The sequence below is a fragment of the Streptococcus pseudopneumoniae ATCC BAA-960 = CCUG 49455 genome (assembly GCF_002087075.1).
Lineage (GTDB): Bacteria > Bacillota > Bacilli > Lactobacillales > Streptococcaceae > Streptococcus > Streptococcus pseudopneumoniae.
Map to the genome: position 1 here is coordinate 1 of NZ_MWSM01000016.1, position 21,162 is coordinate 21,162.

19 protein-coding genes and 2 pseudogenes are annotated in these 21,162 nt (G+C 42.5%); 18 read left to right on the forward strand and 3 right to left on the reverse strand.

Translation table 11 applies throughout. The features are described 5' to 3' along the window. Positions 1–225, reverse strand: a 225-nt coding sequence (locus B4W83_RS04050; RefSeq protein WP_142246428.1) for a helix-turn-helix domain-containing protein, incomplete at its 3' end; no start/stop codon positions are given. Between the two features lie 93 nt (positions 226–318). Here B4W83_RS04050 and B4W83_RS04055 point away from each other — a divergent pair. From B4W83_RS04055 to pcp, 3 genes and pseudogenes are all read left to right on the forward strand, one after another. Beyond that, on the forward strand, positions 319–744 hold the full coding sequence (locus B4W83_RS04055) for a MarR family winged helix-turn-helix transcriptional regulator (RefSeq protein ID WP_000570119.1): 426 nt from the start codon (positions 319–321) through the stop codon (positions 742–744). A 10-nt stretch (positions 745–754) separates the two neighbouring features. Beyond that, positions 755–1,117 (forward strand): DUF1304 domain-containing protein, encoded by a 363-nt coding sequence (locus tag B4W83_RS04060; RefSeq protein WP_000022854.1) that lies wholly within the window; start codon positions 755–757, stop codon positions 1,115–1,117. A 111-nt stretch (positions 1,118–1,228) separates the two neighbouring features. Further along, positions 1,229–1,873: pseudogene (gene pcp, locus B4W83_RS04065) on the forward strand (pyroglutamyl-peptidase I). A gap of 120 nt (positions 1,874–1,993) precedes the next feature. Here pcp and B4W83_RS04075 read toward each other — a convergent pair. Further along, entirely contained in the window at positions 1,994–2,869 is an 876-nt protein-coding gene (locus tag B4W83_RS04075; protein WP_001108854.1) for a DUF975 family protein, read from the reverse strand. Positions 2,870–2,985: 116 nt separating this feature from the next. On the opposite strand from B4W83_RS04075, the gene tgt reads away from it, so the two are divergent. From tgt to B4W83_RS04090, 3 genes and pseudogenes are all read left to right on the forward strand, one after another. Then, positions 2,986–4,128, forward strand: coding sequence for a tRNA guanosine(34) transglycosylase Tgt (gene tgt, locus B4W83_RS04080; RefSeq protein WP_001285257.1), 1,143 nt, complete (start codon positions 2,986–2,988; stop codon positions 4,126–4,128). A gap of 100 nt (positions 4,129–4,228) precedes the next feature. Beyond that, complete coding sequence (locus tag B4W83_RS04085) at positions 4,229–6,046, forward strand: acyltransferase family protein (protein ID WP_001220862.1); 1,818 nt, start codon at positions 4,229–4,231, stop codon at positions 6,044–6,046. Positions 6,047–6,302: 256 nt separating this feature from the next. Beyond that, positions 6,303–6,695 (forward strand): annotated as a pseudogene (locus B4W83_RS04090) (helix-turn-helix domain-containing protein); the annotation flags it as partial. Between the two features lie 246 nt (positions 6,696–6,941). On the opposite strand, the gene nagA reads toward B4W83_RS04090, so the two are convergent. Then, a complete protein-coding gene (gene nagA, locus B4W83_RS04095) occupies positions 6,942–8,093 on the reverse strand; it encodes an N-acetylglucosamine-6-phosphate deacetylase (protein ID WP_001134440.1) in 1,152 nt (383 codons plus the stop codon). 280 nt (positions 8,094–8,373) lie between these two features. Between nagA and gmk the strand changes: the two genes are divergently transcribed. The 12 genes from gmk (at position 8,374) to B4W83_RS04155 (ending at position 21,096) form a co-directional block, all read left to right on the forward strand. Then, positions 8,374–9,000, forward strand: coding sequence for a guanylate kinase (gene gmk / locus B4W83_RS04100; RefSeq protein WP_000775034.1), 627 nt, complete (start codon positions 8,374–8,376; stop codon positions 8,998–9,000). A gap of 24 nt (positions 9,001–9,024) precedes the next feature. Next, positions 9,025–9,339 carry a DNA-directed RNA polymerase subunit omega gene (gene rpoZ, locus B4W83_RS04105; protein ID WP_000979235.1) on the forward strand — a complete coding sequence of 105 codons (315 nt, stop codon included), beginning with the start codon at positions 9,025–9,027 and terminating at the stop codon, positions 9,337–9,339. Between the two features lie 65 nt (positions 9,340–9,404). After that, entirely contained in the window at positions 9,405–11,801 is a 2,397-nt protein-coding gene (locus B4W83_RS04110; RefSeq protein WP_000237176.1) for a primosomal protein N', read from the forward strand. 12 nt (positions 11,802–11,813) lie between these two features. Further along, positions 11,814–12,749 (forward strand): methionyl-tRNA formyltransferase, encoded by a 936-nt coding sequence (fmt, locus tag B4W83_RS04115; protein ID WP_000163714.1) that lies wholly within the window; start codon positions 11,814–11,816, stop codon positions 12,747–12,749. Continuing rightward, the gene (gene rsmB, locus B4W83_RS04120; RefSeq protein ID WP_007284879.1) at positions 12,742–14,055 is read left to right on the forward strand and encodes a 16S rRNA (cytosine(967)-C(5))-methyltransferase RsmB; all 1,314 of its coding nucleotides are present in this window, start codon (positions 12,742–12,744) and stop codon (positions 14,053–14,055) included. The genes fmt and rsmB overlap by 8 nt, the downstream gene beginning before the upstream one ends. 14 nt (positions 14,056–14,069) lie before the next feature. Continuing rightward, positions 14,070–14,810 (forward strand): Stp1/IreP family PP2C-type Ser/Thr phosphatase, encoded by a 741-nt coding sequence (locus B4W83_RS04125; protein WP_000406237.1) that lies wholly within the window; start codon positions 14,070–14,072, stop codon positions 14,808–14,810. Beyond that, positions 14,807–16,786 carry a serine/threonine-protein kinase StkP gene (gene stkP, locus B4W83_RS04130; protein WP_000614554.1) on the forward strand — a complete coding sequence of 660 codons (1,980 nt, stop codon included), beginning with the start codon at positions 14,807–14,809 and terminating at the stop codon, positions 16,784–16,786. Before B4W83_RS04125 ends, stkP begins: the two co-directional genes overlap by 4 nt. A 114-nt stretch (positions 16,787–16,900) precedes the next feature. After that, a complete protein-coding gene (locus B4W83_RS04135) occupies positions 16,901–17,659 on the forward strand; it encodes a threonine/serine exporter family protein (protein WP_000392948.1) in 759 nt (252 codons plus the stop codon). Between the two features lies 1 nt (position 17,660). Then, the gene (locus B4W83_RS04140; RefSeq protein WP_000172685.1) at positions 17,661–18,110 is read left to right on the forward strand and encodes a threonine/serine exporter family protein; all 450 of its coding nucleotides are present in this window, start codon (positions 17,661–17,663) and stop codon (positions 18,108–18,110) included. A 160-nt stretch (positions 18,111–18,270) separates the two neighbouring features. Then, on the forward strand, positions 18,271–18,519 hold the full coding sequence (locus B4W83_RS04145) for a hypothetical protein (RefSeq protein ID WP_025170610.1): 249 nt from the start codon (positions 18,271–18,273) through the stop codon (positions 18,517–18,519). A 130-nt stretch (positions 18,520–18,649) separates the two neighbouring features. Continuing rightward, positions 18,650–19,822 carry a hydroxymethylglutaryl-CoA synthase gene (locus B4W83_RS04150; RefSeq protein ID WP_000151945.1) on the forward strand — a complete coding sequence of 391 codons (1,173 nt, stop codon included), beginning with the start codon at positions 18,650–18,652 and terminating at the stop codon, positions 19,820–19,822. Then, positions 19,822–21,096, forward strand: coding sequence for a hydroxymethylglutaryl-CoA reductase, degradative (locus tag B4W83_RS04155; RefSeq protein ID WP_000704367.1), 1,275 nt, complete (start codon positions 19,822–19,824; stop codon positions 21,094–21,096). Before B4W83_RS04150 ends, B4W83_RS04155 begins: the two co-directional genes overlap by 1 nt. The last annotated feature ends 66 nt before the right edge of the window (positions 21,097–21,162 follow it).

Genomic DNA, 21,162 nt, shown 5'->3' on the forward strand with positions numbered 1-21,162 from the left:
TCCACCACGGGTCTCCTGAAGAAGCGCTTCTAAACCAAACTCCTTATATTTTTTCAAATTCCTCCAAACAGTTGTTTTATTGCAATCTAGCAAATCCATGATTTCCTTATAACTCTTTTCTTTTGAGCGAAAATAAATAATCTGTAGACGTTTGTGATATTTGGCGTACGATGAATCTCTTAGGAGTTGTTCAATTTTTTGTGTTTCTTCGTTTGTAAGTTTCATAACTACTATTATAAGATGTTTTTTGATTTTAGTCCAGTATTATATTAAACTTGATTAATCAACTATTGATAAATCAATAGAAAGGAGGAAGAAATGATAGAGATTCAAGATTTACTGTATCAACTCCGCTTGTCTGAGCAAGCGAGTACGCAATTGTTTGAAAAAAGGCTTGGGATTAGTTTGACACGGTATCAGATTTTATTATTTTTGTTGAAGCATTCCCCTTGTAATCAAATAGCGGTTCAGGAGCGTTTGAAGATTGATCAGGCTGCTTTGACACGGCATTTTAAGATTTTAGAAAAGGAAGGTTTGGTGGAGCGTCATCGTAATCCTGAAAATCAGCGAGAAGTCTTGGTAGAGGCTACGAAGTATGCCAAGGAGCAGTTAGTGATGAATCCACCTCTGCAGCATATCAAGGTTAAGAAAGAGATGGAAAGTATCTTAACAGAGTCTGAGAGAACAGAATTCAGCCGTTTATTAAACAAATTGGTTTTGAGCATTGAAAATATAGAAATTTAAGGAGAAATAGATGTCAATTATTACAATTATTTTAGCAACAATCGTTGCTTTGGAGCATTTTTACATTTTTTATTTGGAAAGTATTGCAACGCAATCAGAAGCGACTAGTCGTGTCTTTAACATGGACAGGGAAGAACTAGCTCGTCCGTCGGTAAGTTCACTGTTTAAAAATCAAGGGATTTATAATGCTCTGCTAGGAGTCTTTCTCCTGTATGGGATTTATTTCTCACAGAATTTAGAAATTGTGACTATTTTTGTTTTATTTGTGATTGGTGCTGCGGCTTATGGCTCTCTCACAGCAGATAAGAAAATTATTTTGAAGCAAGGTGAGCCAGCTATTTTAGCCTTGATTAGTATTTTTCTCTTTAAATAAGTTCAAAGGTCAATCTTAGTCTCGCTAGTCCTTTTCACTCCGGAATAAGGGAAATATGTTATACTTGTTTTTAAGAAAAAGTCTCATTGAATTTGTTTTGAGGAGTTAGAAATGAAAGTATTAGTGACAGGTTTTGAGCCCTTTGGAGGGGAAAAGGTTAATCCAGCTTTGGAGGCCATTAAAGGTTTACCAGCTGAAATCCATGGTGCTGAGGTCCGTTGGTTAGAAGTGCCAACAGTCTTTCACAAATCGGCTCAAGTATTGGAAGAAGAGATGAACCGCTATCAACCTGACTTTGTCTTTTGTATTGGCCAAGCAGGTGGAAGATCTAGCTTGACGCCTGAACGAGTGGCTATAAATCAAGACGATGCACGCATTCCTGATAATGATGGTAATCAACCGATTGACCTTTCCATTCGCCAAGACGGTGCTTCGGCCTACTTTAGTAGTTTACCGATTAAAGCGATTGTTCAAGCTATAAAAAAAGAGGGCTTGCCGGCCTCTGTTTCCAATACGGCAGGGACTTTTGTCTGCAACCATTTGATGTATCAGGCCCTCTATTTGGTAGAAAAGAAATTTCCACATGTTAAGGCAGGTTTTATGCATATTCCTTATATGATGGAATAGGTGGTGAATCGACCTACAACTCCAGCTATGAGTTTAGTGGATATTAGGCGAGGGATAGAAGCGGCAATCGGAGCCATTATAGAACATGGAGATCAAGACCTCAAGTTGGTAGGCGGAGAAACTCATTGATAGAAAAAAGCTTGAGGGAAAACCTTCAAGCTTTTGGACGTTTTCGAGCCAATACTGCTCGGTAAAAAATCATTTTATTAATTAATTTGAATGTAGGGTAGGAGTGAAAAACTAGCCCTATCAGGGGTAGTTTAGTTGGTATTTTTTACTAAGTGCTGCTCTAAGTACTGCTCTATAAAAGCTGATTTTAGTACATTGGATATAAGGTAGGAGTAAAAAACTAGCAATGCCAAAGGTAATCCAATTGAGGAAGTACCAAGGAAGAAGCTGTAAATCTAGGACAAAGTGCTGGAACTTGTAGCCCTTCATAAAGGAACGGCTAGTTTTTAGGATTCGTCTTGGTGAGGCCTGTCCTAGGTCTAGACTATAACAGAGAAGAAATTCCACCTGTGAATAGGCATAATACTGTGGAATATAGAGGATATTTCCTACAATGATCAAGATGAGACTTGCAAGAAAGTAGAGTCCAAAGACCATGAGGAAACGCTCGGTTTCAACTGATGAGAGATCTAGATTTGGAAACTCAGGATGTAGGGTGACGAATTTTTGGGCTAAAAAGCTACTATAAAAGAGGAAGTAAATCCCAAGTAAATTAGGGATACTCCATAAAAAGAGATAGAAACGTTTGAGAAGTAGGGTCAAAAAGGTTTGAGAAAAGCGCTCCTCATCAAAGAGAGCTAGGCTGTTTTTTACAGATGGCTCCGTTTTAGAATCTTTCATGAGTGTCAGGGTTGCATAGACGGAACTGGTCAAAAGAATAGTCCCGATAAAGGAGACTAGTAGAGGAAAGAGGTAGGCTTGAAGTATTTGACCAAGTATGCTGAAAAATGGCTGTTCTAAAACAGTCACGTGGATCCGAGATAAGGGATTAAGAAAACCAGATAAGATGACCAGCATACTGGGAAGGATATAGAGGAGAAAGAGACGGGGGGTGTCAGCCTGAAAATGTTTTGACTCCTGACGAATTGTTTTTAAATCAATTTTTGGATAGTTCATTCTCTTATTATACCATAGTTCGTGACAGTTCCAGCTTTTTTTGATAAAATCATACAGTATGCCCTTGGGTACAAAGTATGAACTGGGACTGTCTTTCCCAGCTTCGGAGGTAAAAAATGTCAGATTCACCAATCAAATACCGTTTGATTAAGAAAGAAAAACATACAGGAGCTCGTCTGGGAGAAATCATCACTCCCCACAGCACCTTCCCAACACCTATGTTTATGCCAGTTGGGACTCAAGCCACTGTCAAAACTCAGTCGCCTGAAGAATTGAAGGAGATGGGTTCGGGAATTATCCTGTCAAACACCTATCATCTCTGGCTTCGTCCTGGAGATGAACTTATTGCTCGCGCAGGTGGTCTCCACAAGTTCATGAATTGGGACCAGCCTATCTTGACAGATAGTGGTGGTTTTCAGGTTTATTCCTTAGCAGATAGCCGTAATATCACAGAAGAAGGAGTAACCTTTAAAAACCATCTCAATGGTTCCAAGATGTTCCTATCGCCAGAAAAAGCTATCTCTATTCAGAATAATCTAGGCTCAGACATCATGATGTCCTTTGACGAATGTCCTCAGTTTTATCAACCTTACGATTACGTTAAGAAATCAATCGAGCGTACCAGTCGTTGGGCTGAGCGTGGTTTGAAGGCTCACCGTCGTCCGCATGACCAAGGGTTATTTGGGATTGTGCAGGGGGCAGGATTTGAAGACCTGCGTCGCCAATCGGCTCATGACCTTGTCAGCATGGATTTCCCAGGCTACTCTATCGGTGGCTTGGCAGTAGGAGAAACCCACGAAGAGATGAATGCGGTTTTGGACTTCACAACCCAACTGCTTCCTGAAAATAAACCTCGCTATTTGATGGGTGTCGGAGCGCCAGATAGCTTGATTGATGGGGTCATTCGTGGGGTGGATATGTTTGACTGTGTCTTGCCGACTCGTATCGCTCGTAACGGGACTTGTATGACCAGTCAGGGACGTTTGGTTGTCAAAAATGCCCAGTTTGCTGAGGACTTTACGCCACTGGATCCTGAGTGTGATTGCTACACATGTAAGAACTACACACGCGCCTACCTTCGTCACCTACTCAAAGCTGATGAAACCTTCGGTATCCGCTTAACTAGCTACCATAATCTTTACTTCTTGCTTAACCTGATGAAGCAAGTGCGACAAGCCATCATGGATGACAATCTCTTGGAATTCCGTGAGTATTTTGTGGAAAAATATGGCTATAATAAGTCAGGACGCAATTTCTAAAACGGAATAGATATAAGCTAAAAATCCTAAGTTTTCTCTTAGGATTTTTCTTCTTTTTTTGATAGAATAAAGTGTATAATGAAAGGGAGAATAAACTCGTATGCGCATTAAATGGTTTTCCTTGATTAGGATTACAGGTTTACTACTGGTACTCTTGTATCATTTCTTTCAGACCATCTTTCCTGGAGGATTTTTCGGGGTAGATGTCTTTTTCACATTTTCAGGTTTCCTGATTACGGCTCTACTCATCGAAGAGTTTTCTAAAAATCATGAGATTGACTTGATTGGATTTTTTAGGAGACGCTTTTATCGGATTGTGCCACCTGTGATTTTGATGGTCTTGGTAACCATGCCCTTTACCTTTCTAGTTCGCCAAGATTATGTGGCTGGAATTGGGGGTCAGATTGCGGGTGTTTTAGGCTTTATGACTAACTTCTATGAACTGCTAACAGGTGGGAGTTATGAATCTCAGTTCATTCCTCATTTGTTTGTTCATAATTGGAGCTTGGCCGTTGAGGTTCACTACTATATTCTTTGGGGATTGGCAGTTTGGTTCTTATCCAAACAGTCCAAATCAAATGGTCAGTTGAGGGGAATGGTTTTTCTCTTATCAGCTGCTGCCTTCTTGATCAGCTTCTTCTCCATGTTTATTGGTAGTTTTCTAGTGACCTCTTATTCCTCTGTTTACTTCTCCAGTTTAACTCATGTCTATCCATTCTTTTTGGGAAGTATCCTAGCAACGATTGTAGGCGTTCGTCAGACGACTTCCCTCGTCAAGCAGTTGGATAAAATCTGGGATTTACGCAAGACCCTTTTGGTTTTTGGAGGAGGTTTTGGCTTCTTACTCATTTTGACCTTCTTTGTCAAATTTACCTATCTTTTTGCCTATCTTATGGGCTTCTTACTTGCTAGCCTTGCAGCTCTTGCTATGATTCTGGCGGCGCGTGTCTTACATGAAAAGACACATCATATACAAGAGACAAAGATGATTAGCTTTTTAGCGGATACTAGCTATGCAGTTTATCTCTTCCATTGGCCTTTCTACATCATTTTCTCACAGTTGACCTCAAATCTTCTTGCTGTGTTATTAACTTTGATTTTTTCTTATGGATTTGCCAGTCTTTCATTTTATGTATTGGAACCTTGGATTGCAGGCAAGAACACACCTATTTTACAAACTCTTCGTCCCCTGCCTTATATTCACACAATTCTTGCAACAAGTACGGGAATCTTGGCCTTCATTGTCTTCTTAGTGACTTTGTTGGCACCACAAGTGGGAGCGTTTGAGACAGACTTAACTGTCAATGGCTTGAAGCAAGCTGCTAGTACTATTGCCCAAACAAAAGTGATAGCAGAACGAGCAGAAGCTGATAGTTTAGGAATTGCTGATGGCACTATGTTAATTGGTGACTCGGTGGCTTTAAGGGCAAATACAGCCCTGCAGACAGCTCTTCCTGGAGCACAAATTAACGCGCAGGTCAGCAGAACAACCAAGACTGCCAATGAAATCATGATAAACAATAGCCAAAATAAATTTTTACCTAAGATGGTGGTCATTGCGACTGGGGTAAATAATCCTGAAAATTACAAGGAAGACTGGGACAGTATCGTGAAAAATCTTCCTAAGGGCCACCATATGGTTTTGGTGACTCCTTATGAGGGAGATAAGACAAAAGAGACCTATGCCATCGTTGAGAAGGCTGCTGCCTACATGAGAGAATTGGCAGAGAAGACACCTTACATCACGATAGCAGATTGGAATCAAGTTGCGAAAGAGCATCCAGAAATTTGGGCAGGAACAGACCAAGTCCATTTCGGAAGTGACACTAGCACTATTGAAGCAGGAGCAAAATTGTATGCAGATACGATTGCCACAGCCTTGAAGACAGCTCAAGACAAGCCAGTCAAATCAAAATAACGTGTATTAAAAAGAGAAGAGTTGGAGAAATCCAACTCTTTTAAAATATCGCATCTCTGTGCCTTTCTTGTGTTTGTGGTTGAACAACAAGTATAACACAGAGGTGTTTTCTTATGTCTACACTTTCAGCTAGTTGAACCATCTAATTTTTAGGAGGGCTGGGTGGCTAACTTCATTATATAACTTTCATTTAGTAAATCGAACGTGAAAATGTCCCATTTGATAAAATAGTCGTATGAAAAGTATCCAACTGAATATGAATGAAACGAAAAAATATCTTGTGATAAAAGCTATAGACCAAGGAAAGAAAACAAAGAAACGACCCTGTGTCGAACTGAATCTTTCTGAAAGACAAATCAATCGTCTGCTACTAGCCTATCAACAGAAAGGAAAAAAAGCCTTCAGACACGGAAACAGAAATCGAAAACCAAAACATGCAATCCCTGATGAAATCAAAGAACGTGTCCTAAAGAAATACCTCTCCTATGAAACATATAAACCAAATGTCCTTCATTTCTGTGAATTACTAGCTGAAGAAGAGGGAATTCAGCTCTCTGATACAACTGTTAGAAAAATACTCTATAAGGAAAACATCCTCTCTCCCAAGTCTCACAGAAAGACAAAGAAGAGACTAAGAAAACAAGCTAAACTGAGCCTGGAACAACTCGTAAACGCTCCAAGTTGGTCTACTGCCCAAGTAAAATTTATACTAAACAGAAATTAAAAAACAAATTAGAAGACTTGGATTGCACAGCTCAAAATACTGATTTTAGAAAGTGGAATACTAATTAATGGAGTTGTAACAAATAGTTGACAGTGTTTGTTGCTTTTTGACTTCAAAGGAGTATTACTGGATTTTCTCCTCAAATTAGACTTTTGCCCAGACTCTTCTCTCTTATGCTTGATAACGTTTCACACCATCTAGATAGGTTGCTACCAATTCCAAATCTTTGTCTAAAACAATAAAATCTGCATCATAACCTTCACGAATTTGTCCACAGACGTCATCGATGTGAACGGATTTAGCTGGGTTGAAGCTGGCCATCATGACTGCTTCATGCGGATTCGCAATTCCCCATTCGACTACATTCTTCACACCATCTTTGAGTTTGAGGATAGAACCTGCCAAGTTACCTGTCGATTTGAGGCGTGCAGTTCCATTTGCAACGACAACTGGGAATTCTCCCAACATATAGTCACCGTCTTCCAATCCACCAGCTGTCATACAGTCTGTAATAAGAGCAATGTTTTCTGTCCCTTTTTGTTTGATAAGAATTTCGCAGGCTTTTGGATCTACGTGATGGCCATCACAGATCAACTCTGCATAGGTATGAGGTAATTGATACATGGCTCCAACCATACCCAGTTCGCGGTGAGTCAACCCACGCATTCCATTGTAGGCGTGTACCCAAACACTCGCTCCAGCATCGACTGCTTTTTTAGCTTCATCAAAAGTCGCGTTTGAGTGCCCAAGAGCAACCGTTACACCTTCTCCGGTGATAGTCCGTACAAAGTCTTCTACACCTTCACGCTCTGGCGCAAGAGCAATTTTATTTAGCAAGCCATTTGCTGCTTTTTGCCAAGCACGAAACTCATCCATGCGAGGATCTTTCATGTAGGCAGGGTTTTGAGCCCCCTTGTATTTCTCTGTGAAATAAGGCCCTTCAAAATAAATTCCACGAATTTTCGCGCCACTTGCTTCTTGATAACGAGCACCGATATTTTCAGTTACCGCAAGCAATTGCTCATAAGTCGATGTCAAAGTTGTTGGCAAGAAGCTCGTTACCCCCATGCTGAGGAGTCCTTCACTCATAGTATGAAGCGTTCCTTCGATATTATTATCCATAACATCCACACCGCCAAATCCATGAATGTGGGTATCCACAAGTCCTGGAGCAATGCTATAACCTGTATAGTCAATCACCTCAGCTCCTTCAGGAATCTGCTCTACATGTTTTCCAAACTTGCCGTCCACAAGTTCCAAGTAACCACCTCGACGAACTCCGTGTGGGTAGAAAAACTGATCCGCTTTAATATAGTTAGGCATAATGTTAACCTCCTTAAAAAATTGATTCTACAATTTATTATGTCAATTACATTATAAACCTTTCTTTTTCATTTGTAAATGGTATAGACCTATTTTCTGAAGATATTTTAAAAGCGATATTTCACGTTCGAATCACAACACATCTAAATAAATAAGAAAGAGCAGTTGAAAAATTACTGCTTTTTTGTTACACTAGATAGAAAGACTGTAAAGGATAATCTGGCTTTTTGCCATTATTCTAGAGAAATGTTATTTCACAGACTGACTAAAAGGAGACACAATGGCAGACCGAGGCTTACTAATCGTTTTTTCTGGTCCTTCAGGGGTTGGCAAAGGAACGGTTAGAAGAGAGATTTTTGAGAGTTCTGAAAATCAATTTCAATACTCTGTATCGATGACGACACGCGCACAACGTCCTGGAGAAGTGGACGGTGGTGACTATTTCTTCCGTACTCGTGAAGAGTTTGAAGAGCTGATTCGTCAAGGACAGATGTTGGAATACGCAGAATATGTCGGCAACTACTATGGAACTCCTCTGACCTACGTCAATGAAACCTTGGACAAGGGAATCGATGTTTTCCTTGAAATTGAAGTTCAGGGTGCTCTTCAGGTTAAGAAAAAGGTTCCAGATGCTGTCTTTATCTTCCTGACACCACCAGATTTGGATGAATTACAAGACCGCTTGGTAGGTCGTGGAACAGATAGCGCAGAAGTGATTGCCCAACGAATCGAAAAAGCCAAGGAAGAAATTGCTCTCATGCGTGAGTATGATTATGCGATTGTCAACGATCAGGTGCCCCTAGCTGCTGAGCGTGTCAAACGTGTGATCGAAGCAGAGCACTTCCGTGTGGACCGTGTCATTGGTCACTATCAGGAGATGTTACCAAAGTCTCCAACTACCCGATAAAATTTAGAAAATAGGTACAAGCAAATGATGTTAAAACCCTCTATTGATACCTTGCTCGACAAGGTTCCTTCAAAATATTCACTCGTAATCTTGGAAGCAAAACGTGCCCACGAATTGGAAGCAGGTGCACCAGCAACTCAAGGTTTCAAGTCTGAAAAATCAACTCTTCGCGCTCTAGAAGAAATCGAATCAGGAAACGTAACCATTCACCCAGACCCAGAAGGGAAACGTGAAGCAGTGCGTCGCCGTATCGAAGAAGAAAAACGCCGCAAAGAAGAAGAAGAAAAGAAAATCAAAGAGCAAATCGCTAAAGAAAAAGAAGATGGTGAAAAAATTTAAGGTTGGGGGGACTCAATCTTATTTTTTCTATTGTAAGAATGTACTGACAAGGAGGAGGTGAGAAGATGGTTATAACCAATATTATTGTAGATGTGCCCTTGATGCAGACGGACCAGCCCTATAGTTACAAGATTCCTAAGGAATTTGAGGGAATGCTAGAAGTTGGGATGCGGGTTCATGTGCCTTTTGGTAAGGGCAATCGCCTGATTCAAGGGATTGTTCTTGGTTTGGAGTCCCAAGTGGATGAAGAAGGGGTAAGTCAAGATTTAAAAGATATTGCCGAGGTACTGGATTTTTCTCCTGTTCTCACGCAAGAACAACTCTGGCTGGCTGAGGAGCTCCGCAAATCTGTATTTTCTTACAAAATCTCTATTCTCAAGGCTATGCTACCGGGATTTCTAAATTCTAGCTATGACAAGATTCTCTATCCTCTGGAAGGTCTGAGTCAGGAAGACCGAGAGCGCTTGTTTGGTTCTGAAGATTCACTAGCCTTTTCTTCTCTGGATTTAGGTAAGCAAGCTGAAATGATGCGTTTGACTAGAAAAGGCCTACTTGGTCTGGAATATCAGGCAGTCGATCAAAAGAAGGTCAAGACCCAGTCTTGGTATGAGGTGAATCTAGCTCAATTAGAAGGTGTTGAAATATCTGCGCGTGCCAAGAAAAAGTTGGAATTGAGAGATTACTTGCTGTCTCATCCTGAGAGTGCTTCCTTGGCTAGTTTGTTAGAGTCCTACTCACGGGAGCAGGTCAACTTTTTTGTGGAACAAGGTGCTGTGTCCATAGTCCAAAAGGAAGTGCAACGCTCGGCTGCTTATTTTGAAGGGATTGAAGCAAGTCAGCCTTTGGAGTTGAATCCAGAGCAAAGACAGGCGCGTGATGCGGTTGTGAGTGCTATTGGTAGTCATCAGCCTCCCTTCCTCCTTCAAGGGATCACAGGAAGTGGGAAGACCGAGGTTTACTTACAAATAATCCAAGGAGCTTTGGATAAGGGGAAAACAGCCATCTTGTTAGTGCCTGAGATTTCCTTGACTCTGCAGATGACGGAGCGTTTTATTGCTCGCTTTGGTAAGAAAGTGGCCATTCTTCACTCAGGCCTGTCCAATGGTGAAAAGTATGATGAATGGCGCAAGGTGGAACGCGGCGATGCCCAAGTTGTTGTTGGTGCTAGATCTGCCATCTTTGCTCCGCTGAAAAATCTAGGTGTCATGATTATCGATGAGGAGCATGAAGCGACTTATAAGCAGGACAGTAATCCCCGTTACCATGCTAGAGAGGTGGCTATTTTACGGGCTCATTATAATCAAGCGGCTCTGGTGCTTGGTTCAGCAACTCCTAGTCTGGAAAGCCGTGCTCGGGCTGGCAAAGGCGTTTATCAACATTTACGTCTGACCCAACGCGCCAATCCTTTAGCTAGAATCCCTGAGGTTCAAGTGATTGACTTTCGGGACTATATCGGACAAAACGAGACGTCAAATTTTACGCCTCCTTTGCTAGAAGCGATTCAGGACCGTCTGGCTAAAAAAGAGCAGGTGGTTCTCATGCTCAATCGCCGTGGTTATTCTAGCTTTGTCATGTGTCGGGAGTGTGGGACGGTGGATACTTGTCCCAACTGTGATATTTCCTTGACCTTGCACATGGATACCAAGAATATGAACTGCCATTATTGTGGTTTTTCGAAGGACATTCCTCAGGTCTGTCCTAACTGTAAGAGCCGCAGTATTCGCTACTATGGGACAGGGACACAGAAGGCTTATGACGAGCTAGCAGAACTCTTTCCCCAGGCTCGCATTCTGCGCATGGATGTGGACACGACTCGTAAGAAAGGTAGTCACCAAGCTCTGCTTGACCAGTTTGGGCGAGGAGAAGCAGATATTTTACTAGGTACTCAGATGATTGCCAAGGGATTGGATTTTCCAAATGTGACCCTAGTCGGTGTTCTAAATGCGGATACGGCCTTGAATCTGCCTGATTTCCGTTCTTCTGAGAGAACCTTCCAGCTCTTGACTCAGGTGGCAGGTCGAGCAGGACGTGCTGAAAAAGCTGGGCAGGTCTTGATTCAGTCTTACAATCCTCAGCACTACGCTATTCGATTTGCAAAAGACCAGGACTACGAAGGCTTTTATGCTTATGAAATGGGTATCAGACGACAACTTGGCTATCCACCTTACTATTTCACCATTGGCATTACCCTTTCTCACAAGAAAGAAGAAGAGGTGGTCAAACGTGCCTATGAAGTCATGAACATTTTGCGGTCAGGTTTGTCTGAAACCAGTAACATCCTCGGGCCAACGCCCAAACCCATCGCCCGTACTCACAACCTCTATCATTACCAGATTTTAATTAAATACCGTTTAGAAGATGAGCTGGGACCAACCCTCAACCAGGTCTTGGCCTTGACTCAAGAAAGGGAAAATAGTGAGCTCCGTCTCAGCATTGACCATGAGCCACAGCAATTTTTATAAGAAGGAGAAGATATGACAAAACTAATCTTTATGGGGACACCCGACTTTTCAGCAACAGTCTTAAAAGGACTTTTGACAGATAACCGTTACGAAATTCTAGCCGTTGTGACCCAGCCAGACCGTGCTGTCGGACGTAAAAAAGTTATCCAGGAAACCCCAGTTAAACAAGCTGCAAAAGAGGCAGGACTTCCTATCTACCAACCTGAAAAACTATCTGGAAGTCCAGAGATGGAAGATCTTATGAAGCTAGGAGCAGATGGGATTGTGACTGCCGCTTTTGGCCAGTTTCTCCCAAGTAAACTCCTTGATAGCATGGACTTTGCGGTCAACGTTCACGCGTCACTCCTTCCTAAACATCGTGGTGGTGCTCCGATCCATTATGCCTTGATTCAAGGTGATGAGGAAGCTGGTGTAACCATTATGGAGATGGTTAAGGAAATGGATGCAGGGGATATGATTTCTCGTCGTAGTATTCCGATCACAGATGAGGACAATGTTGGCACCTTGTTTGAAAAATTGGCGCTAGTTGGTCGTGATTTGCTTTTGGATACTTTGCCTGCCTACATTGCTGGTGACATCAAACCTGAACCGCAGGATCCAAGTCAGGTTACTTTCTCGCCAAATATCAAGCCAGAGGAAGAAAAGTTGGATTGGACTAAAAGCAATCGTCAACTTTTCAACCAAATCAGAGGGATGAACCCCTGGCCTGTTGCCCATACTTTCCTTAAGGGCGACCGCTTTAAGATTTATGAAGCCCTGCCAGTAGAAGGTCAGGGAAATCCAGGAGAGATTCTCTCTATCGGCAAGAAAGAATTGATTGTCGCAACGGCAGAAGGAGCTTTGTCTCTTAAGCAAGTGCAGCCAGCTGGTAAGCCTAAGATGGACATCGCTTCCTTCCTCAACGGAGTTGGACGTACATTGACTGTAGGAGAACGATTTGGTGACTAAAGTAGAAACGGCTAGAAGTTTAGCCCTGGCAGTATTAGAGGATGTTTTTATCAATCAAGCATACTCAAATATCGCCTTAAATAAGCATCTCAAGGGAAGTCAACTTTCGGCAGCAGACAAGGGCTTAGTGACCGAGCTAGTCTATGGAACGGTAGCCCGTAAACTGACTCTGGAATGGTACCTATCCCATTTTATCGAAGACAGAGATAAGTTAGATAACTGGCTCTATGTCCTTCTTCTCATGAGTGCCTACCAGCTCCGCTATTTGAACAAGATTCCAGATTATGCTGTGGTCAATGAAGCAGTGGAATTGGCCAAAGTCCGTAAAAAAGGCAGTGAAAAATTGGTCAACGCCGTCCTTCGCCGTATCTTGCGTGAAGGCTGGCCAGATATTGCTAGCATCAAACGAAAAAACAAGCGTGACTCCATCGCTTATTCCCTTCCGGTTTGGCTAGTTGCAAAGCTCAAGGAAGAATACGGAGAGGAGCGAGCGCAAGCTATTTTTGAAAGTCTCTTGGTGCGAAACAAAGCCAGTATTCGTGTAACTGATTTAAGCCGAAAAGAGGAAATCCAAGCCTTATTGGAGGCGAATAATTCCCTTTTAGCAACCACTGGTCTGGTTAAGGAGCAAGGGCATTTTGCAGGCCATGATTTGTTTGCAGAAGGGACTATAACCATCCAAGACGAGTCTAGTCAGCTGGTTGCGCCAACTTTGAATTTGCAGGGAGATGAGCGAGTGCTTGATGCCTGTGCGGCTCCGGGTGGGAAAACAGCCCATATAGCCTCTTATCTCACGACAGGTCAGGTTACTGCTCTGGACTTGTACGATCACAAGTTGGACTTAATCCAAGAAAATGCTCAACGTCTGGGAGTTGCAGATCGGGTTCAAAGGCAAAAATTGGATGCCAGAAAGGTGCATGAGTTTTTTGGGCAGAATTCATTTGATAAGATTTTGGTGGATGCTCCCTGTTCAGGAATCGGTCTTTTGCGCCGAAAACCAGATATCAAATACAATAAAGAAACGGCAGATTTCGCGTCCTTACAGGAAATTCAGCTAGAAATATTAGGTAGTGTTTGTCAAACACTAGGCAAAGGTGGTATAATAACTTATAGCACCTGTACTATTGTCTCAGAGGAGAATTTTCAAGTTGTTGAGGCCTTTTTAGAAAGTCATCCCGAGTTCGAGCAGGTAAAACTAGAACATGAATGTAAGGATATCATGAAAGACGGCTGTATCCTCATTACACCTGAATTGTATGGAAGTGATGGATTCTTCATCAGTCAATTTCGCAAGATATCGGATTAGGAAGGAACTGACACATGGAAATTTCATTATTAACAGATGTTGGTCAGAAACGAACAAATAACCAAGACTATGTCAACCACTATGTCAATAGAGCTGGACGTACCATGATTATTTTAGCTGATGGGATGGGAGGTCATCGCGCAGGGAATATCGCTAGTGAAATGGCGGTAACAGACCTAGGTATAGCTTGGGTTGATACCCAAATCGATACAGTCAATGAAGTGCGTGAATGGTTCGCCCATTACCTAGAAATTGAAAATCAAAAGATTCACCAGCTTGGTCAGGATGAAGCTTACAGAGGCATGGGAACTACTTTGGAAGTCCTTGCTATTATCGATAATCAGGCTATCTATGCTCATATTGGTGATTCGCGTATCGGCTTGATTCGTGGAGAAGAATACCATCAGTTGACGAGCGACCATTCTTTGGTCAATGAATTACTCAAGGCTGGTCAATTGACACCAGAAGAGGCAGAAGCTCATCCGCAAAAAAATATTATCACCCAGTCTATTGGGCAAAAAGATGAAATTCAGCCTGATTTTGGGACAGTGATCCTTGAGTCAGGTGACTATCTCTTGCTCAATAGTGACGGCTTGACCAACATGATTTCAGGCAGTGAGATTCGTGATATTGTAACCAGTGATATTCCTTTAGCAGATAAAACGGAGACACTTGTTCGTTTTGCTAACAATGCAGGAGGTTTAGACAACATTACGGTTGCCCTTGTTTCTATGAACGAGGAGGATGCAGAATGATCCAAATCGGCAAGATTTTTGCCGGACGCTATCGGATTGTCAAACAGATTGGTCGAGGAGGCATGGCAGATGTTTACTTAGCCAAAGATTTGATTCTAGACGGGGAAGAAGTGGCAGTGAAGGTTCTGAGGACCAACTACCAGACGGACCCGATAGCTGTAGCTCGTTTTCAGCGTGAAGCGAGAGCTATGGCAGATTTAGACCATCCTCATATCGTTCGGATAACAGATATTGGTGAGGAAGACGGTCAACAGTACCTCGCTATGGAGTATGTGGCTGGACTTGACCTTAAACGCTATATCAAGGAACACTATCCTCTTTCTAATGAAGAAGCCGTCCGTATCATGGGACAAATTCTTCTCGCCATGCGTTTGGCTCATACCAGAGGGATTGTTCACAGGGACTTGAAACCTCAAAACATCCTCTTGACACCAGATGGGACTGTCAAGGTTACAGACTTTGGGATTGCAGTAGCCTTTGCTGAGACGAGTCTGACTCAGACTAACTCGATGCTGGGCTCCGTTCATTACTTGTCACCAGAGCAGGCGCGTGGTTCTAAGGCGACTGTACAAAGTGATATCTATGCCATGGGGATCATTTTCTATGAGATGCTGACAGGCCATATCCCTTATGATGGGGATAGTGCAGTGACCATCGCTCTCCAGCATTTCCAAAAACCCCTGCCGTCCGTTATTGCTGAGAATCCATCTGTGCCCCAGGCTTTGGAGAATGTTGTTATCAAGGCAACTGCTAAGAAATTGACAGATCGCTATAAATCAGTTGCTGAGATGTATGTGGATTTGTCTAGTAGTTTGTCTTATAATCGTCGTAATGAACCAAAGCTGATCTTTGACGATGCGACTAAGGCAGATACCAAGACCTTACCGAAGGTTTCCCAGAGTACCTTGACATCTATTCCTAAGGTTCAAGCGCAGACAGAACACAAACCAATCAAAAAAACAAGCCAGGCTGTGACAGAGGAAACTTACCAATCACAAGCACCGAAAAAACGTAGATTTAAGATGCGTTACCTGATTTTTTTGGCCAGCCTTGTATTGGTGGCAGCCTCTCTTATTTGGATACTATCCAGAACTCCTGCAACCATTGCCATTCCAGATGTGGCAGGTCAGACAGTTGCGGAAGCCAAGGAAACCCTCAAGAAAGCCAATTTTGAGATTGGCGAGGAGAAGTCAGAGGCTAGTGAAAAGGTGGAGGAAGGGCGGATTATCCGTACAGATCCTGGCGCTGGAACTGGTCGAAAAGAAGGAACGAAAATCAATTTGGTTGTCTCATCAGGCAAGCAATCTTTCCAAATTAGTAATTATGTCGGTCGGAAATCATCTGATGTCATTGCGGAATTAAAAGAGAAAAAAGTTCCAGATAATTTGATTAAAATTGAGGAAGAAGAGTCCAAGGAGAGTGAGGCTGGAACGGTCATGAAGCAAAGTCTACCAGAAGGTACGACCTATGACTTGAGCAAGGCAACTCAAATTGTCTTGACAGTGGCTAAAAAAGCTACGACGATTCAATTAGGGAACTATATTGGACGGAACTCTACAGAAGTCATCTCAGAACTCAAGCAGAAGAAGGTTCCTGAGAATTTGATTAAGATAGAGGAAGAAGAGTCCAGCGAAAGCGAACCAGGAACGATTATGAAACAAAGTCCAGGTGCAGGTATCCCTTATGATTTGAGTAAACCTACTCAAATCGTCTTGACAGTAGCTAAAAAAGTTACAAGTGTTGCCATGCCGAGTTACATTGGTTCCAGCTTGGAGTTTACTAAGAACAATTTGATTCAAATTGTTGGGATTAAGGAAGCCAATATAGAAGTTGTAGAAGTGACGAAAGCACCTGCAGGTAGTGCAGAAGGCATGGTTGTTGAACAAAGTCCTAGAGCAGGTGAAAAGGTAGACCTCAATAAGACAAGGGTCAAGATTTCAATCTACAAACCTAAAACAAGTTCAGCTACTCCTTAAAATCAGATGGATAATCAAAATAAGTAATCAATCTTTGTCATGATTTCATGGCAAAGATTTTTTTTGAGTCCGGATTTGTGATAGAATAGAAGGAGTTGATAAAAGGAGGAACGCATGGAAGAATCAAGAGAATTAAATGCCGTCATCGATGTGATTATGCTAGCGGGGACTATTCTCCTTAAAAGTGGTTCAGAGATTCATCGCGTAGAAGATACCATGATTCGGATTGCGCATTCGCAGGGGATTGTGGATTGCAATGTCCTTGCCATGCCTGCCGCTATCTTTTTCTCTATTGAAAATACCAATATTTCGCGCATGAAGCGGGTGACCTCCTCTTCTTATAACATCGAAAAAGTCTGCGATGTGAACCAGATTTCTCGTCAGCTGGTTGGGGGGCAGATTGATTTAGAAACAGCCTTTAAGCAATTGACGGCCTTGCAGGCCCAACCCCTTCCCTATACTAAGTTGCAGGTAACTCTGGCTGCGACCTTAAGTGCTCCTTTCTTTTCGGTTATGTTTAGTGGAAATATCTACGACGCACTTGGGGCAGGAGTGGCGACCTTATTTGGTTTTGCCTTTTCCCTCTATGTGGAGAAGTTTATCCGAATTCCCTTTGTGACAGCCTTTGCTGGGGCCTTCGTCTTTGGAATGATTGCCCAGTTTTGGGCTCGCTACACAGGCTTTCCTTCAACGGCAGACTTGATTATAGCTGGTGCGGTCATGCCGTTTGTTCCAGGAATTGCCTTGACCAATGCGGTTCGTGATATTATGACCAACCACATAAACTCTGGTATGAGCAAGATGTTTGAATCCCTGCTCATTACCCTTGCTTTAGGGGCAGGAACTTCTGTCGCCTTGGTATTGATGAACTAATATGACACTAATAACCTTTTTATTACAAGCAGTAGCAAGTCTTCTTGCTATTATTACCTTTCTAATCGTACTCAATGTTCAGCGGTCCATGCTCTTACCAGGAGGAATTTTGGGCATGGCTGTCTGGCTAGTCTATCTCTTGCTCAAGGAACCGACCAATGTTATTGTGGCTACTTTTATTGCAGCCATTATAGGTTCTTGTGTCAGCCAGATTTTAAGTATTCTTTATAAGACTCCTGCTGTGGTCTTTATCTTAGCAATCTTGGCACCCTTGGTTCCGGGTTATCTCTCCTATCGGACAACTGCCTTTTTTGTGACAGGGGACTATAATAAAGCGCTGGCAAGTGCAACATTAGTTGTTATGCTGGCTCTGGTCATTTCCATTGGAATGGCTAGCGGAACAGTGATTCTCAGACTGTATCATTATATAAAAACACATCGAGTATCGTAGACTTTACAGAAATAAAAGAATTTTCTGAAAAATGAGATAAATATAGTGACAAGGCTTTCTATGTATGCTATTCTCTCTATATAAAGGAGGAAAAATCATGAAAAAATCACTATTTTCCTTATTGTCTGTAAGTCTACTGACTTTGTTGCTTATCCCAGTCATGGTTTCTAGTTTGGGTTCAGAGTTTCAAAGTGGATTACAAGAGCATCAGTTGATTGCCGAAAAGGTTAGTAAAACACTTGACAAGACATTTGATAAGGATGTCAGAGAAATTCCGACCAGTCAGTTTTATCAAGAATTTGTAGATGAGATGGGAAGGACTTACTCAGGAAATTTAATCCTCCAGGAACTGATAACTGAGAATGGGGCTTATAAAGCTACTTATATCGGTGAACTCTCTAGCAACTAATCATTCTTTGAAATTATGACCAATAAGAGGCTTGATTTGGTGAATCAAGTCTTTTTTATCTCTTTTACTGCCATTTGTGATAAAATAGTACCGAACGATTTTTTACATGAATGATAAAACAGAGGTAAATATGACAATCGGTATTGATAAGATTGGTTTTGCGACCAGTCAATATGTCTTGAAGTTACAAGACTTAGCAGAAGCGAGGGGAATTGACCCTGAAAAATTAAGCAAAGGACTCTTACTCGAGGAATTGAGTATTGCGCCCTTAACTGAGGACATCGTGACCTTGGCGGCCAGTGCTAGTGACTTTATTTTAACTGAGCAAGAAAGAGCAGAAATTGACATGGTCATTGTGGCGACCGAGTCAGGAATTGACCAGAGTAAGGCTGCAGCCGTCTTTGTGCATGGCTTGCTGGGTATTCAGCCCTTTGCGCGTAGTTTCGAGATTAAAGAAGCCTGCTATGGAGCGACAGCTGCCCTTCATTATGCCAAATTGCATGTGGAAAATTCTCCAGAGTCCAAGGTCTTGGTCATTGCCAGTGATATTGCCAAGTACGGTATTGAAACTCCAGGAGAACCAACTCAAGGTGCTGGAAGTGTGGCCATGTTGATTACACAAAATCCACGCATGATGGCCTTTAATAATGACAATGTTGCTCAAACCCGTGACATCATGGATTTTTGGCGTCCAAATTACTCGACAACTCCTTATGTAAATGGTGTCTATTCTACCCAACAATATTTGGATAGTTTGAAAACGACTTGGCTTGAATATCAAAAACGCTACCAGCTTACTTTGGATGATTTTGCGGCTGTTTGTTTCCATTTGCCTTATCCTAAATTAGCCTTAAAAGGTTTGAAAAAAATCATGGATAAGAGCCTGCCTCAAGAGAAAAAAGACCTCTTGCAAAAGCATTTTGACCAGTCTATTCTTTACAGTCAAAAGGTGGGGAATATCTACACAGGTTCACTTTTCCTTGGGCTTCTGTCTCTCTTGGAAAATACAGATAGCTTGAAGGCTGGGGATAAAATCGCCCTTTATAGTTACGGAAGTGGTGCTGTAGCTGAGTTCTTCAGCGGTGAATTGGTTGAAGGTTATGAAGCTTATCTGGATAAAGACCGCTTGAACAAGCTCAACCAACGAACTGCCTTATCTGTTGCAGACTATGAAAAAGTCTTCTTTGAAGAAGTAGACTTAGATGAAACAAATTCTGCTCAGTTTGCTGGCTATGAAAATCAAGATTTTGCCTTGGTTGAAATTGTTGATCACCAACGCCGTTATAGCAAGGTTGAAAAATAATGAAGATAAGTTGGAATGGATTTTCTAAAAAATCATACCAAGAGCGCCTCGAGCTGTTAAAAGCTCAGGCGTTCCTTAGTCCTGAGAGGCAAGAGAGTTTAGAGCAGGATGAACAGATGAGTGTAACTGTGGCAGATCAGCTGAGTGAGAATGTGGTGGGAACTTTTTCTCTGCCTTATTCGCTGGTCCCAGAGGTTCTCGTTAACGGTCAGGAATACACAGTTCCCTATGTGACAGAAGAACCGTCCGTGGTTGCTGCGGCCAGCTATGCTAGTAAAATCATCAAGCGAGCAGGTGGCTTTACTGCTCAGGTTCATGAGCGCCAGATGATTGGACAGGTAGCCCTTTATCAAGTTGCTGACCCTGAACAAGCGCAAGAGAAGATTGCCAGCAAGAAAGCAGAGCTCCTAGAACTTGCCAATCAAGCCTATCCTTCTATCGTTAAACGTGGAGGTGGGGCGCGTGATCTGCATGTCGAGCAGATAAAAGGCGAACCAGACTTTCTCGTTGTTTATATTCATGTCGATACCCAGGAAGCCATGGGTGCCAATATGCTCAACACCATGCTGGAAGCCTTGAAACCAGTCTTAGAAGAACTCAGTCAGGGACAGAGTCTCATGGGAATCCTGTCCAACTACGCAACTGATTCTCTGGTGACTGCAAGCTGTCGCATCGCCTTTCGCTACTTGATCCGCCAAAAGGAGCAAGGACGAGAAATTGCAGAGAAGATAGCCTTGGCTAGTCAGTTTGCGCAAGCTGATCCTTATCGAGCGGCTACCCACAATAAAGGGATTTTTAACGGTATTGATGCCATTTTGATTGCCACTGGTAATGACTGGCGTGCCATTGAGGCGGGGGCTCATGCCTTTACTAGTCGAGACGGGCGCTATCAAGGTCTCAGTCGCTGGACGCTGGATCTTGAAAGAGAAGAATTGGTCGGTGAGATGACCTTACCCATGCCTGTAGCGACCAAGGGTGGCTCTATCGGCCTCAACCCACGTGTAGCTCTCAGTCATGATCTACTAGGAAATCCTTCTGCCAGAGAATTAGCCCAGATTATCGTGTCCATCGGTCTTGCTCAAAATTTTGCGGCCCTCAAAGCCTTGGTGAGTACAGGGATTCAGCAAGGCCACATGAAATTGCAGGCTAAATCTTTGGCACTTCTCGCAGGTGCTAGTGAATCCGAAGTTGCTCCCCTAGTCGAGCGCCTCATCGCAGATAAAACCTTTAACCTAGAGACAGCCCAGCGCTACCTAGAAAATTTAAGATCATAAAAACTCAGACGAATTCGGTCTGAGTTTTCTTGTGTTTATACTCAATAAAAATCAAAGAGCAAACTA